A 15,175-nucleotide genomic window follows, 5' to 3' on the forward strand; every position below is an offset into this window, starting at 1 on the left:
GGCCGTCATTACGGTCGCTCATCATTGTCCGTACTTTCGGTCGCCCTCCGTCACGGAGGGTCTCCCACTCTCAGCTGAGAGGCGCCACACAACGTGAATAGAGCAGACGAGGGCAGCGGCGTGCGAGCCGCACTATTCGGACGGTTCGTCCGGTCGCGGACGCGCGGTGCGTCCGCAGCGGCCGGTTTCAGTGCCGTTCACCCCGGTTCGGGTCGCACCCGGTCCAACCGGAAGATTGCTTCCGTTGCGGTTGCGGTGACCGGTGCGTTGCTGCTTGCCGGGATGATTGGCGTCTTCATCACGCCGGCCTCGGCCGCCACCTGCTCACCGAACCCGGTCGTCTGCGAGAACCAGAAGACCGGCACACCTCAGGATCAGTGGGACATCGAGGGTGCCGGCGACGATGAGCTCCAGGGCTTCGCGACCGACATCAGCGTCAACGCCGGCCAGACCGTCTCCTTCAAGGTGCGGGCCGAGGCGGCGTACACGATCTCGATCTTCCGGCTGGGTTACTACGGCGGTGACGGCGCGCGCCTCGTGCAGACGCTTCCCGGCAGCTACCCGGCGCAGAACCAGAACACCGCGTGTGTGACGGACTCGGCCACCCAGATCTACGACTGTGGCACCTGGGCCGTCTCGGCCACCTGGGCGGCGCCGGCGACGTCCGTCTCCGGCGTCTACTTCGCGCTGCTCAAGAGCGTCGACACCACGCTCAACTGGTCCAGCCACATCTCGTTCGTCGTGCGCGACGACAGCAGCACGTCCGACGTCATCTTCAAGACATCGGACGCGACCTGGCAGGCCTACAACCTCTACGGCGGCTCGGACTTCTATTCCGGGCCGCAGGGCCGGGCGACCAAGATCAGCTACAACCGCCCGTTCGCCACCCGTGGCTCGACGGACGGTCGCGACTTCCTGTTCAGCAACGAGTACCCGACGATCCGATTCATGGAGCGCAACGGGTACGACGTCACCTACACCACGGATGTGGACGCCGACCGCCGCGGCGGGCTTCTGGCCAACCACAAGGTCTTCCTGTCGGTCGGCCATGACGAGTACTGGTCGGGAGCCCAGCGCACCGCGGTAGAGGCCGCCCGCGACAGCGGCACCAGCCTCGCCTTCCTGAGCGGCAACGAGGTCTATTGGCGCACGCGCTGGGAGACCAGCAAGGACGGATCCAACACCTCGTACCGGACGCTCGTCTGTTACAAGGAGACCTGGGACGGGGTCAAGAGCGACCCGACCTCCGAGTGGACCGGCACCTGGCGTGACCCCACCTTCAGCCCGCCCTCCAACGGCGGTCACCCGGAGAACGCGCTCACCGGCACCGCCTTCATGTCCAACTCCGACGATCTGGCCCTCCAGATCCCCGCAGCGCAGGGAAAGAACCGGCTCTGGCGGAACACCTCGGTAGCGAGCCTCGCAGCCGGTGCCACTGCCACCCTCGCTCCACACACCGTCGGATACGAATCTGATGAGGATCTCGACAACGGCTTTCGGCCGGCCGGTCTGATCCGGCTCTCGACGACCACAGGCGCCACTCCGGAGTATCTGACCGACTTCGGCAACGTTGTGACGCCCGGTACCACCACTCACCACATGACGATGTACCGCGCGTCCAGCGGCGCGCTCGTGTTCGGGGCAGGCACCATCCAGTTCGGCTGGGGCCTCGACGCCGAGCACGACAGCTCCTACGACGCGGAACCCGCCGACGTGCGGATGCAGCAGGCGTTGGTGAACCTGCTGGCCGACATGAAGGTGCAGCCCGCGACCCGGATGAGCGGCCTTGTCGCCGCCACCGCTTCGACAGACACGACGGGACCGACCGCGACCGTCACGTCGCCGGCGTCGGGCGCGTCGGCGGCCAACGGCGCCAAGGTCACCGTGACCGGTACAGCCGCGGATAGCGGCGGCGGTGTCGTCGCCGGCGTCGAGGTCTCCCTCGACAACGGCACCACCTGGCACCCGGCTACCGGCACCACGTCCTGGACCTACACCGGGAATCTCACCGGTGACGGCACCGGCACGATCAAGGTGCGGGCCACCGACGACAGCGCCAACATCGGCGCGGTCGCCACCCGGACGGTGACTCTTACCGGGTCGACGAGCCTGTTCGGCGATCGGGTCCCGGCCACCCCGGCCTCCAGTGACACGGACGCGACCGAGGTCGGCGTCAAGGTGATCCCGCAGACCGACGGTTTCATCAAGGGTGTGCGCTTCTACAAGGGCGCCGGCAACACCGGCACCCACGCCGGCAATCTCTGGTCGGCCGACGGCGACCTGCTGGCCAGCGGCACCTTCTCCAGCGAGACCTCGACCGGCTGGCAGACGCTGCAGTTCTCCAACCCGGTCCCGGTGGTCGCCGGCACCACGTACGTCGCCTCGTACTCGGCGCCGAACGGACACTTCGCCGCCGACCAGTGGGCGTTCATCTACAACGCCTGGCAGGCGCCACCGCTGACCGCGCCCCGCAGTCAGGACTCGGGTGGTAACGGCGTCTTCGGGTCGGTCGGGCAATTCCCGGTCAACTCCTACAAGGCAACCAATTACTACGTCGACGTGTTGTTCGACTCGTCGGCGCTGACGGCACCCACCGTCGTGACGGTCACCCCGACGCCGAACGCCGTCTACACGGCGACGTCGACGACCGTGACGGCGACGTTCAGCAAGCCGGTCAACCCGTCGACGGTCCAGTTCACGGTGACGGCGAGCGGTGGCGGAACGGTCGCCGGCACGACCTCGTACGACTCGACTTCGAAGACGGCCACCTTTACGCCGGGCGCGGCGCTCGCGGCCGACAAGAAGTACACGGTGAGCGTGACCGCGTCGGACACCAACGGCAACGCCATGGCGTCGCCGCAGACCTGGTCGTTCACCACGGATCCGGGCTCGACCACGATCAACAAGCTGTTCTCGGCGACCGACACCCCGGCCACGGCCGCGGTCAAGGACTCCGGGTCCATCTCGCTCGGCGTCAAGTTCACGCCGAGCAGCGACGGCAAGGTGATCGGCGTCCGCTTCTACAAGGGCAGCGGCAACGGTGGCACGCACACCGGAAGCCTCTGGTCCTCGACCGGCAGCCGGCTGGCGACGGCGACGTTCGTCAGCGAGTCGGCCAGTGGCTGGCAGTACGTCTACTTCGCCGAGCCCGTGCAGGTGTCGGCCGGAACGACGTATGTCGCGTCGTACTACGCGCCACGAGGCAATTACGCGTCGACCAGTGGATTCTTCAACAGCAACTGGACGAACGGCCCGCTGACCGCACCGTCCGGCAACAACGGCATGTACCAGTACGGCTCCGACACGTTCCCGACCGGCAGCTGGTCGAACACCAACTACTGGGTCGACGCGCTGTTCGTAGCGGCGCCGCCGCCGCAGCAGCCGACGGTTCCCGCGGGCGCCGTCACGGTGTTCAACTCGGCCACGCCGACCAACCCGAACTGGAACGACTCGGGTAACGTCGAGCTCGGTCTGCGGTTCACCTCGGACGTGGCGGGAACGGTCGACGGCGTCCGGTTCTACAAGGGCACGGACAACGTCGGCACGCACACGGCGACACTGTGGTCGGCGTCGGGCACATCGATCGCAACCGGCACGTTCGTCGGCGAGACCGGCTCCGGCTGGCAGACCATGCTGTTCTCGGCGCCGGTGCCGATCACTGCCAACACCGCGTACGTCGTGTCCTACTCCGCACCGAACGGGCATTACGCCGTGGATGTCAACGCCCTGTCCTCCCCGGTGGTCAACGCACCGCTGAGGTCGGTGGCCGGCGGTGGGTCGTACGTCTACGGGGGAGGGTTCCCCTCCAATGCGGTCAACCACAACTATTGGGTGGACGTCGTGTTCACGCCCGGTAGCTGACCGGCCGAAGTCGAGAGGAGATCTCGTGGGGTTCCGGGGACGAGTCCGTTGAGGATCGGCGTCGGGGAGGACGGCTCGCTGTTCTCCCGCGCCGGCAAGGCGCTGGCGTGGAGCTTCATCGGCACCGCGGTGTCGAAGTTCAGCACGCTGGCCATCGGCATCGTGCTCGCCCGGGTCCTCGGACCCCACGAGTTCGGCACGTTCGCGGTGGCGACCGTGGCGCTGCTCGCCCTGCTCAGCTTCAACGAGCTGGGGGTCAGCCTGGCCATCGTGCGATGGCCGGGCGACCCCCGCGAGATCGCCCCGACCGTCACCACCATCTCGGTGCTCGCGAGCACCCTCATCTGCGCCGCCTGTTACCTCGGCGCACCCGCTTTCGCGTCGGCCATGGGCGCGCCGGACGCGGCGCCCGTGGTCCGGGTGCTCGGTCTCAGCGTCATCGTCAGCGGCATCGCGGCCGCGCCCGCCGCCATGCTGCAACGCACCTTCCGGCAGGACCGCAAGACGATCGCGGATCAGATCAGCGCGTGGACCAGCGCGCTCATCTCGGTCGGCCTGGCTCTGGCCGGCGTCGGGGCGATGAGCCTCGCCGTCGGCCAGCTCGTGGGCTCCGCGGTCGGCGCCGCGCTGTTCATCGCGTTCGCCCCGCGCTCGCTGCGGTTCGGCTTCGACCGGACCAAGGCGCGCGCGTTGCTCAAGTTCGGCCTGCCGCTGGCCGGCTCCAGCATCGTGGTGTTCGCCTCGACCAATGTGGACAAGGTGCTGGTCGGGGCCGTCCTGGGCCCGGTGCCGCTGGGCTACTACGTGCTGGCCGCCAACCTCTCGAACTGGCCGGCGACCATGTTCTCGCTGCCCGTGCGCTCGGTCGCTCCCGCGCTGCTGTCCCGCCTGCAGGGCAACCCGCCGGTCATGCGCAAGACGTTCCTGTCCACCGGCGGCCTGCTCGCGGCGATCACGCTGCCTGCCTGCGTGGTGCTGGCGGCCGCAGCCGATCCGATCATCACCTTCGTCTACGGCGCGGCCTGGCAGCCGGCCGCGGCCGTGCTGACCTGGCTGGGGCTGCTGGCGGCGCTGCGCATCTTGTTCGAGCTGGTGTACGACTACTTCGTCGTCCTCGCCCACAGCCGCGTCGTCTTCACCGTCCAGGTCATCTGGCTACTGGCGCTGATCCCCGCGCTGTGGGCCGGCGCCCATTACGGGGGCGCCGCCGGCGCCGCCTTCGCGGCCTTCGCGGTCGCGGCCCTCGTGGTCGCGCCGATCTATCTCTTCGAGCTGTCCCGCACCGGCATAACCACATCGTCGGTGACACGCCGGCTCGGCCCGGCCTTCCTCGGTTCGCTCGGCGTCGCCGTGGTGGCGGCGCTGGCCGCCCGCTTCATCTCGGTCGACCTGCTGGCCATCCTGGTCGCCGGCGTGGCCGCGGCGGCCGTGCTCGGGATCCTGCTGTACCGCATGCGGGACACCGTGAAGTCGCTGCGGTCGGTCGGAGCCACGGACGAGGTCGCCGTGGCTCCGGTCTCGGCCTAGCGCTCGTCCTCGGGCTTCTCGAGCGCGGTCTTGGCCAGGTTCACGGCGTTGAAATCATCGGCCTTGCGGGTGCCACGCACCGAGCGGTAGCGCTGGCGCACCTTGTGCCCCAGCACGCCGGAGGCCGAGCTCAGGCCGGCTCGCGCTTGCGACAACGCCGGTCGGCCGGGCGCGCTGAGCGCGGCGCGATAGATCTCCTCCTGCAGCACCGCGGCCCGCTGGAGGCTGAACCGGTCGACGGCCAGCCGGCGGCCGTAGTCGCCGAGGGCAGCGCGCTGGGCCGGATCGGCCACCAGGCCGCGCAGGATCGCGGCGAGACGCTCGTGGCCCGCCCCGGGATCGTCGGCCACGCCGTACCATCCCTGACGAAGGAACAGGTCGCAGCTGTCCGGCGTGAGGAGCTTCCAGAAGCCCTGCTCGCCCTGCACCACGAGCGGCTTGGCGAACGCCAGCGAGCGTAGCGCCGAGCCGCCCATGCCCAGCATGACATCGGCGGCCGCGTACGCCGGCCGTGGATCCATCATCTGGCCGGTGAGCACCACGGCCCGGCGCCCGGCTCGGGCGTTCGCCTTGGCGGCTCGCTCCTCGACCTGGTCGCGGGCGGTGCCGTCGCCGACCACGACCAGCCGGACCGGAAGGTCACGCGCGAGCTCACCGACCACGTCCACGGCGGTGAGCACGCCCTCGAGCTTGAGCTCGGGCACCAGCCGGCAGATCACCACGATGTCGACGACCGGACCGGCCGGGTGGTCGTCGACCAGGCCGAACCGGGAGCGGAAGTCGCCCGCCGGATGGCCGGGAGCGTTGGCCACCACGTCCACCGGCGGCTCGATCAGGTAGGTCGGGCCCCGGCGGCCGGCCGCCGATCGCTCCTGCAGGGCCTGGGTGCCGACCACCAACGGCATGTCGTCAGGCAGGAAGGGGGCGACGGCCATCGACATCACCGTGCACACCGCGGCAGCGCGTCGCGCGGGGAAGGTCGCCGCCGCCGCCTCCAAGGCGGGCGGCCACTCGTAGCCGTGAACGATGTCGACGCCTTCCTCCCGGATCAACCTCCGGAGCTGGCGGGTCACGGCCGGTGACGGCCGCCGGCGGTCCTTCGGGATCGACACATGCCGAAGTCCTAGATCGTGGACGAGCCGCACGAGGTCTCCGTTGTCACCGATCACCGTCACGTTGTGTCCGAGGTCACGTACCGCGCCGGCGAGCTCGATGGCGTTCAGCTGGCTCCCACCCATCGCCATGTCATGCGGGTAGACCAGCACGTTGAGTCGGTCCTGTCCCATTTCCCCACCTGTTGTTCGTCGACTGGCGGAGATTCTAGGAACTGGCGGCGCGGTCCGGCACCGTCGAACGGTTGTCGTCCGGTTACCGACAGCCGATGCGTGACGCAGGACAGATAATTGCCATGTTCCGGCCTTCCGGTGGATGACTGAACCAGATGCGCCATCGCTAGGCTCAGCGTTGATTCGCGTCCGGCTAGCATGCGTACCACGTCCGGGATGACGCGGACAGTGACCGGCGAGGAGAAGCTGCAAGGTGGATTTCTGGGACCTGACGAAGCTGGTGTTCCGGCGCTGGTACATCGCTGTGCCGTTGCTGCTCATCACCGGTTTCGCCGCCGTGTACACGACGCACACCGTCAAACCTGACTACAAGGCGACGGCGTACGTCCAGCTCGTCCCGCCGCCCGAGGCGTCGATCGCGAAGGACATCAAGACCCTGCGCAACCCGTGGCTCGATCTCGGCCTCGGCGCGCTGAACACGGCAGCGACGTACGCGACGGTCGACAAGAAGTTCCTCGATCAGCTCAGGACCACGGGCATGAGCGACAACGTCGTCATCACCAACGGGTATCCGGCGCCGATCGCGACGGTCGAGGTGATCGGCAGCAGCCAGCAGATGGCCACGGCCACCGCCGATGTCGTGGTCAAGCGCTTCAACGACATCGTCAAATCGCTGCAGGACGACTACGCCGTGCAGACTCCGGGCCGGATCCTCACCCGCCGTCTGGACACCGGCAACAACCTCGAGGAGACCGGCGGCAAGGTCAAGCGGGCACTGGTCGCCGTGGTCGGTGCCGGTGCGCTCCTCACCGCCGGGCTGACGATCGCTTTCGACGCGCTGATGAGCGGTCGGTTCCGCCGGCGTGGCAAGCGAGGTCAGTCCGACGTGGGTAGTGGGCCGGTCGAGGTGGCGAAGAGCAGTGCCGAGCCAGTGACCACGCCGACGGGCTCCCCCGGAGACCGGACGGTGAAGATCAACGTTCCCCCGCAGGCGTCGGCCCGTCAACAGCCCGTGGTTCCCGCCGTCCCGGCGGTCAATGGGAATGTGCCGGCCGCGGCTGGGAGCAACAACGGCAATCGCGCCGCCCGCCGGGCCTCCGAGGCGCCGCCGGACGCCACGATCGTTCTGCCATCGACTGTCTACGGCAAGCGGGCCCAACGCAAGGACACTGAGCGTTGACAATCGCGCCGGCCGCCATCCATCCCGGTGACTTAGAGCCATCCCTGCTGAACGGGCACACTTACCTCACCCGTCGGCGGATCATGAAGTTGGACGCGGCGACGCTGATCAGCCTCATGCTGGTGCTGCTCACTGCGATTCCGGCACGGCTGATCGTCCCCGGCACCACTGAGGTTGGCCGCCCGGCCTTGGTCGTATGCTTGCTTCTCTTCAGCTGGTGGGTGCTGGTTCGCTTCAATCCGAACCTGGTGTTGGTAGGGCCTCAGCCGATGCGATGGGCGCTGCTCATCTATTGGCTGTCCATCCTCGCCTCGTACGGGGCTGGATTCCTCCGCGGTCTCACCGCGATGGAGGCCAACTCGGCGGACCGATGGCTGATAGGCACCGCCGCATTCAGCGGCCTCGCTCTCGCGGCCGCTGACGGCATCACGAACTGGGAGCGGTTTCGCAGCGTACTGCGCGCGTTCGTCTGGTGCTCCGCCTTCCTCGCCTTCGTCGGTCTGGTCGAGATGGTTCTGTCTCGCGACGTAACCCAATATCTGACGATCCCCGGGTTGGCGGAGAGGAGCGTGGCGCCGCCGTTGCAGGCACGTGGCGGCGGCCTTCGTGTAGCAAGCAACACCACGCATTACATTGAATTGAGCGCGGTGCTGGCCACGGCCCTGCCATTCGCGATCCACCTGACCCGGTACTCGGTGACGAAGGTCCAGCGACGCATGTTCGCCGTCGCTACGATCCTCATCGGCGCCGGCATCCCGGCGACCATCTCCCGAACCGGCATCATTGCGGTCGGCATCATGGCGCTTTGCCTGATGCCCCTGTGGACCTGGCGCCTGCGTTACAACGCTCTGATCAGCTGTCTGGGGTTGCTCGGTGTGCTCGCCGCGGCCAAGCCATCCTTCGCGGCAACTTTGCTGGACATGTTCACAGGCTTCAACGATGACCCCAGTATCACATCGCGGACCGAGCGATACGAGCTCATCGGCTATTACTTTGCGCAGAGACCATGGCTGGGCCGAGGAACGGGTACCTGGGTTCCGCCGCAGTACACGTACTTGGACAATCAATGGCTTGCCACAGCGCTCTGCAACGGAATCATCGGTGTTGCCGCGCTCGCGCTCCTGTTCATCTTTGCGCTGACGCTGTCGCTGTTGGCGCTCAAGCGTGCCACGACACCAGAGGACAAGCATGTGTGCGCGGCACTAGCCAGCACCCAGCTCATCGCAATGTTCGTCTCGGTGACTTTCGATTCGCTCTGGTTCGATACGTACGCCACCGTGGTGGCGCTGGTGATTGGGCTCTGTGGCGCCGTCTGGCGATTCACTCACCCCGCACGTCAGGTTCGAACATCGACCGTGGGTCACTGAGACCCGTCCGGTCAACTCGTGCGAGTCGGCTGCGTCAGCGACGATCCAGCTCGAGAAGCGCAGCCAGCGTATCGGCCCGGCGCGACCAGGAGTGTTCGCAGGCGAACGCGCGGCGACGCTGCGCCGACTCGACGCCCCGCGCCGCAGCAAGTTCTTCGCTGACCGCGGCACCGAACGCGTCCGGTTCCGCCGCCACTCGGATCAGATCGGTGCCGAGCCAATCGTTGGCCGGAAGCGGCGTGGACACTACATGCCGGCCGGCGGCTAGGTACTCGAGCGTCTTGAGCGGGAAGCTCGCGCGGTTGAACGCGGTGTCCGCGTACGGGGTGAGGCCCACATCGATCAGGCGGAGGTAGGAGGGGAGGGCCGCGAACGGCTTCTCTCCCACCCAACGGACGTTGGGCCGGCCACACAGCGCTTCAAACCGTTCGGTCCGGTATCCCGGCACGGCCGGACCCACCATGAGCAGGGATGTGCCGGTGTCGGCCACTGCCTCCAGGAGGCGGAGATCGATGCGTTCGTTGAGGTAGCCGACGAAGCCGGCGATGGGGCCGGGCAGGTCGACGTCGGAGGCGGGAGAGGCCTCGTCGACGTTCTCGTATGCCTCCGGCAGGCATCCGTTCGGAATGACCTCAGCGCTCCAGCCCTCGTCGGCGTATCGCTTCTGCAGCCCTGGCGAGACAACCGCGACCGCGTCCGCGCCGGCGATCGTGCGAGCCTCGTCGCGGAGTAGGCGTTCGCGCGACTCACCGAAGAGCTCGGCGCCCGCGGGCAGGTCGTCGGTCGCGAAAAAGACCCGGCGGCGGGCCGGCACGGTTGACCACAGCGGCGTCGCCCGGCATGACACGATGCCGGCAACCGTGCCGAGCCGCCCGAAGAGGCGCCGGATCGCCGAGCGTGTGCCACGCTCGACCAGGGGGCCGGTCAGTCGGTTGAGAACGGGCCGGCTCATTCCGGGCGTCACCCGGGTCACGACCCGCGCCAGTGCCGGATCGAGCACCTCCAAGGGCGCCCGTTCCGACAACGTCGATGCAAGGGCGGGATTTCGAAGGAAGGTCAGTGTGGACACCGGCGGCTCGACGTACAGGACGGGCGCGTGACGGCTCAGGGCCTGAGCCATGTGCCGGTCGGTACCAGCGGGCCCGTACCACGAGGTGGTGGCGAAATAGACGACCAGATCCTCGAGCGATGCTTGCAGACCCGAAGATCCCATTTCCGTCCTCACGGTGTGATGGGCCGGCCGGTGTCGGCCCAGACGTTGTCCCGCCATTCGTTGCCGCTGCCGTGCTCGTCCCAATGCGCTACCGGGCCGAACTGGCCGCTCTGCGGGTGCACCTCGCGGCTGAAGACGTTGCCGACGACCTTGACGTTGTACGCGGAGCCCTTGTCCCCGGCGCCGCCGTACAGGGCGTACCCGCCCCCGGCCAGCAGGTTGTCTTCGATGATCGTGTCGTGCTGCACGCCGAAGTCCTGGTAGAGGGCAACGGCGGACGTCTGATCCAGGGTGTTGACCACCGTGTTCCGGCGGATTACGAGCTGTTGCCCGGAGCCCGGTCCGGAGTCCGACTCGATCATGTCGGTGTGGTCGCCGTCGAAGTACGCCGGGTCGTGAAGATAGTTGTCCTGGATGAGACCGGCGCTCGTGGTGATCGCGTCCGTCACCTTCGACACCTCGGTGCGCAGGACGGTGATGTTGCCGCCGAGATTGAAGATCCCGTGCTGAAGGCGGGCCGATCCGTCGCCACGGATCTCGCTGTCCTGGACGACCAGACCACTCACGTTCGCCCGCTGAATGATCCCCCACTCGCCCGCGGTGATGACCCGTGAATTCTTGATAGTCACGTTGTTGGCCTCGACGCTGATGTCGGCGCGGATGTCGACGCCGTTGATCACCGTCCCGGCCTTCTGTACCCGCAGGACCGTGGACGAGGGCGCTTTGAGTTTGGCCCCTGCCGGTACGCCCGTGTTGCCGGCCCCGGGGAATGAGCCGCGGGACGGCGGCGCCTTGGTCGCCTCGGTCTTCGGCGGCCGGGCGCTCGTCCGGCTCGGGCTGGCGGAGGCCCCCGCGCTGGGCGTCACCGAGGCAGATGCGACGGCGCTGGGCCGGACTGACGGCGCCGCAGCCGGACTGGCCGACCGCGGCGAGAGGGAGGTGGCGCTCTGGCCCGTCGCCGCTGTCGGCTCCTCGTCTCCCGACATCACCCAGCCGATCACACCGAGTGCGAGCGCGACGACGATACCGAGAGCCGCTCCAAGGACGATCGGCGTCCGATTCCGCGTTGGCAAGGGATCCTCCCGGGTGGGCGACACCGGCACTTTACCGGTGGCCCGATGCGGGATGATTGTCCATCCGGACGTCTCCGGGCGGCGTGCGTACCGGGCGCCGTGACACGTTCGGTCACCTCGCGTCGCCGGACGGCCGAGCTCGGCTGCGTTTCTGCTGCCGGGCCGACGTGTGTTTTAGTACGCTTCGTCGCGGTAAGCCGGGCTGAAGACAGGCGCCGGCCACGCCATCGCCCAGCGAGCGGTTCGCAGGTTCGCCACTGTTACGCGTACGGGTGAATCGTCACACTCGGCCGACCGGGCGGCGACCTCGTCCCGACGGCCGTTTCGGGCCATCCGTCCGGAGCGTCCTGCGCCGGGGATGCGACAGTCGGTGGTGCCCGGTGGCGGCTAGCGACAATACTGCGTGCGTGATCAGCGTCGTGGTTCCCGCTCACAACGAAGCGCCCGTGATCGGGCGGCTGCTACGCGGCCTGCTCGCCGGTGCGCGCCCCGGCGAGATGGAGATAGTCGTCGTGCCCAACGGGTGCACCGACGACACCGCCGAGGTCGCCGCGTCGTTCGGTCCGGCGGTCATCGTGGTATCCCTGGCCGAGCCGGGCAAGTACGCGGCCCTGCGTGCCGGTGACGACAACGCGACCGGCAATGAGGTCGTGTACCTCGACGCCGACGTCGAGATGGACGCCGGCAGCCTGCGCGCGCTGGCCGCCGCCCTGGCCGAGCCGGGCGTGCACGCCGTTGCTCCGGAACGCGTCGTTGCCCTGGAGCGCTCCTCCTGGCTCGTGCGGTGGTACTACGACGTATGGCAGGAACTGCCGGGCGTGCGGGAAGGGCTGTTCGGCCGCGGCGTCATCGCGGTCTCGCCCGAGGGCCGCAAGCGCCTGCGCGATGTGCCGGACGTGATGGGGGACGACCTCGCCGCCTCGGTGGCGTTCTCTCCGGACGAGCGGATGGTGGTCCCCGGCGCAAGGGTCGTGGTCCACGCCCCGCGCACGGTGGCCGATCTGGTTCGCCGGCGCGTCCGGTCGGTCACCGCGACCACCCAGCTGCAACGGGCCCGGCCGGGCACCGTCGACTCGGCGCGCACCTCGCGCGCCGACCTGATCGGGATTCTGCGGCGCCGGCCCGCGTACGCGCCGAAGATGGCCGTCTTCCTCGCGGTGACGGTGGTCTGCCGGCAACGGGCCGCTCGAGCGATCCGCTCCGGTGACTTCACCACCTGGCTGCGTGACGAGAGCAGCCGCGCGGCATGAGCGCGACCAAACCGCCCACCGTCGTGGTGACGGTCGTGACCTACAACAGCGCTGCCGTGCTGCCCGGGCTCCTCGACTCGCTCGAGGAAGGGATGCGCGGGCTTGACTGGCGGCTGATCGTCGCCGACAACGCCTCGGCCGACGAGAGTGTCTCCATCGCCGAGAAGCTCGTGCCGGACTGCCGGATCGTGCAGACCGGGCGGAATGCCGGCTACGCCGCGGCGTTCAACGCCGCGCTGCGCGAGGCGGGGGAGTACGACGCCGTCCTGATCCTCAACCCGGACGTACGACTGAGCGCCGGCTCGGTAGCCACCCTGATGGCGCGGCTCGGCGGCGACGTCGGCATCACCGTGCCGCGCATCCTCGACGAGGAAGGCCACGTGGCGCTGTCGCTCCGCCGGGAGCCGACGGTCGGCCGGGCGCTCGGCGAAGCGGTGCTGGGCCAGCGGGCCGGGCGATATCCCGCCCTGGGCGAGACGGTGGTCGACCGCGACACCTACTTCCGGGACGGCCCCGCAGACTGGACCACCGGCGCCGTGATGCTGATGTCGCGCGCCTGCCTGGAGGCGTGCGGCCCGTGGGAGGAACGGTTCTTCCTCTACTCCGAGGAGACCGAGTTCGCCTTGCGGGCCCGTGACCGCGGTTTCCGGACCACGCTGGTGGCCGCGGCCGAAGTCGTGCACATCGGCGGCGAGTCGCGGGTCTCGCCGGCCCTGTGGAGCCTTCTGACGGTCAACAAGGTCCGGCTGTACCGCATGCGCCACGCGGCGCCCGCCACCGCCCTGTTCTGGTCGGCTGTCTTCCTCCGTGAGGCCTCCCGGGCCGCCCTCGGCCACCCCCGCAGCCGCCGGGCGGCGGCAGCCCTGCTGTGCCCGTCGCGGTTGCCGTTCCCGCCGTCCGCCTAGCGTTCGAAACAGCTGGTTAACGCCCACGTCAATTTCTCTTGGCGTGGGCGTCTTCGTGACTGCAAATCAGCCCTTTCCGCCCGTGCACTCACCATCGCCGGAACGGTCGGATCCGCGCTGGCCGTTCCGTGAATCGGGGAGACCCGGTCGGGCGAAGAATTCGAAAGCCCTTGGACGAATCGGACATGTCGCGATGTCGGCTTGGCGTCATATCTTCCGTTGCGGCAAGGGTCCTCAGTAGGTTCGCTGTCGGCTTTGCCGAACCTGTGCCCTGCCACCGCGGCTGTCCTCATTGGGCGCACGCGCCGCCCCCGCCCTTCGGAAGGACGACATGACGCCAGCACCAGCGAGATTCGCCCATCTCGACGCGGAGACGACCGAACTGACAAATCGGCTCATAGCCCTCGCGTCGCGGGGACTGCCCAAGATGTACAGAGCGGACAGCGACGAGTTCGCGTTCACTCGCATCTTTTCTACCGAGAGTGACCGGGTCGCTACGCGACTGTCGGGCACGAGCCTTCGGTACGCGGCGATCGTCGCGCTCGGCGTCCGCTGGCTGCCGGCCGATGAGCAGCGCGCGCAGCTCGGCGGCCACACCCTCGAGGACTTCATCGCGTTACTGGTCAAGCGACAGGCAGTGAGCACCAACCTCGGCGACATCGCTCTGATCGCCTGGGCCGCCGCCGAGGCCGGCCATCCGCTTCTGCCGGACGCGATCCGCCGGCTCGGCGAGTTCGACCGGCGCACGGCCCCGGAGTACGTGGTCGAGTGCGCCTGGGTCGTCTCGGCGCTCGCCGCCGCGCGTCACCACCTCGACGTCGAGGAGCATCTGGCCCAGGCCCGGGCGCGCCTGCTGGGCAGCGTCCACCCCGGCAGCCCGGTCTTCCCGCACGTGACCGGCCCGGGCCTGGTGAAGTCCTATCGCGATCACGTCGCCTGCTACGCCGACCAGGTCTATCCGATCCAGGCCCTGGCCCGGCTCCACCACTCCGGCGACGACCCCGAGGCGCTCGCCGCCGCCGTGCGGACCGCCGATCAGATCTGCCGCCTGCAGGGCCCCGACGGCCAGTGGTGGTGGTTCTACGACGCTCGCACCGGTGAGGTCATCGAGGGCTACCCGGTCTACTCGGTCCACCAGCACGCGATGGGCCCGATGGCGCTGAACGACCTCACCGACGCCGGTGGCGGCGACTACAGCGAGGCCACTCGCCGCGGGCTGCGCTGGCTGCTCGGCCCGGCCGAGCTCGGCCCGCGCCGCGGTGGCGACCCGATGCTCCTCGACGACGAAGGGCTGACCGTCCGCAAGGTCTACCGGGGCGACCCGCGCAAGGTCGTCCGGGGACTGCACACGGTGACCACGCGTGCACGCTCCGGCCTGCGTCTCCCGGTCATCGACAGCATCTACAAGCCGACCGATCTCGACCGTGAATGCCGGCCGTACGAGTTCGGCTGGATGTACTACGCCTGGCTCGCCCAGTTGCCCGCTACCGACAACGAGGGACGGGTGAGCTGA

General features: G+C 68.6%; 10 protein-coding genes. 7 read left to right on the forward strand and 3 right to left on the reverse strand.

Going from position 1 to position 15,175, the window contains the following annotated elements; all coding sequences use genetic code 11:
• The first annotated feature begins 282 nt into the window (after window positions 1–282).
• Window positions 283–3,861 (forward strand): DUF4082 domain-containing protein, encoded by a 3,579-nt coding sequence (locus tag ACQPZX_RS15250; RefSeq protein ID WP_433380398.1) that lies wholly within the window; start codon window positions 283–285, stop codon window positions 3,859–3,861.
• A gap of 48 nt (window positions 3,862–3,909) precedes the next feature.
• Window positions 3,910–5,388, forward strand: a complete 1,479-nt coding sequence (locus tag ACQPZX_RS15255) for a lipopolysaccharide biosynthesis protein (protein WP_433380401.1) — start codon at window positions 3,910–3,912, stop codon at window positions 5,386–5,388.
• On the opposite strand, the gene ACQPZX_RS15260 is transcribed toward ACQPZX_RS15255, so the two are convergent.
• Window positions 5,385–6,674, reverse strand: coding sequence for a glycosyltransferase family 4 protein (locus ACQPZX_RS15260; protein ID WP_433380404.1), 1,290 nt, complete (start codon window positions 6,672–6,674; stop codon window positions 5,385–5,387). The genes ACQPZX_RS15255 and ACQPZX_RS15260 overlap by 4 nt on opposite strands.
• Window positions 6,675–6,927: 253 nt before the next feature.
• Here ACQPZX_RS15260 and ACQPZX_RS15265 point away from each other — a divergent pair, with 253 nt between their 5' ends.
• Both ACQPZX_RS15265 and ACQPZX_RS15270 read left to right on the forward strand, forming a co-directional pair.
• A complete protein-coding gene (locus ACQPZX_RS15265; protein ID WP_433380407.1) occupies window positions 6,928–7,854 on the forward strand; it encodes a hypothetical protein in 927 nt (308 codons plus the stop codon).
• Window positions 7,851–9,221 (forward strand): O-antigen ligase family protein, encoded by a 1,371-nt coding sequence (locus tag ACQPZX_RS15270; RefSeq protein ID WP_433380410.1) that lies wholly within the window; start codon window positions 7,851–7,853, stop codon window positions 9,219–9,221. The genes ACQPZX_RS15265 and ACQPZX_RS15270 overlap by 4 nt, the downstream gene beginning before the upstream one ends.
• 34 nt (window positions 9,222–9,255) lie before the next feature.
• Here the strand turns inward: ACQPZX_RS15270 and ACQPZX_RS15275 are convergent, their stop codons facing one another.
• Both ACQPZX_RS15275 and ACQPZX_RS15280 read right to left on the reverse strand, forming a co-directional pair.
• Window positions 9,256–10,446: a glycosyltransferase gene (locus tag ACQPZX_RS15275; RefSeq protein ID WP_433380413.1), complete on the reverse strand. Its 1,191-nt coding sequence runs from the start codon at window positions 10,444–10,446 to the stop codon at window positions 9,256–9,258.
• On the reverse strand, window positions 10,443–11,300 hold the full coding sequence (locus ACQPZX_RS15280; RefSeq protein WP_433380416.1) for a hypothetical protein: 858 nt from the start codon (window positions 11,298–11,300) through the stop codon (window positions 10,443–10,445). The genes ACQPZX_RS15275 and ACQPZX_RS15280 overlap by 4 nt, the downstream gene beginning before the upstream one ends.
• Window positions 11,301–11,914: 614 nt before the next feature.
• On the opposite strand from ACQPZX_RS15280, the gene ACQPZX_RS15285 reads away from it, so the two are divergent.
• The 3 genes from ACQPZX_RS15285 to ACQPZX_RS15295 all read left to right on the forward strand — a co-directional run bounded on the left by ACQPZX_RS15285 (window position 11,915) and on the right by ACQPZX_RS15295 (window position 15,175).
• On the forward strand, window positions 11,915–12,757 hold the full coding sequence (locus ACQPZX_RS15285) for a glycosyltransferase (protein ID WP_433380419.1): 843 nt from the start codon (window positions 11,915–11,917) through the stop codon (window positions 12,755–12,757).
• A complete protein-coding gene (locus ACQPZX_RS15290) occupies window positions 12,754–13,662 on the forward strand; it encodes a glycosyltransferase (protein WP_433380422.1) in 909 nt (302 codons plus the stop codon). Before ACQPZX_RS15285 ends, ACQPZX_RS15290 begins: the two co-directional genes overlap by 4 nt.
• 427 nt (window positions 13,663–14,089) lie before the next feature.
• The gene (locus tag ACQPZX_RS15295; protein ID WP_433380425.1) at window positions 14,090–15,175 is read left to right on the forward strand and encodes a hypothetical protein; all 1,086 of its coding nucleotides are present in this window, start codon (window positions 14,090–14,092) and stop codon (window positions 15,173–15,175) included.

The sequence above is a fragment of the Actinoplanes sp. CA-142083 genome (assembly GCF_050942195.1).
Classification (GTDB): domain Bacteria; phylum Actinomycetota; class Actinomycetes; order Mycobacteriales; family Micromonosporaceae; genus Actinoplanes.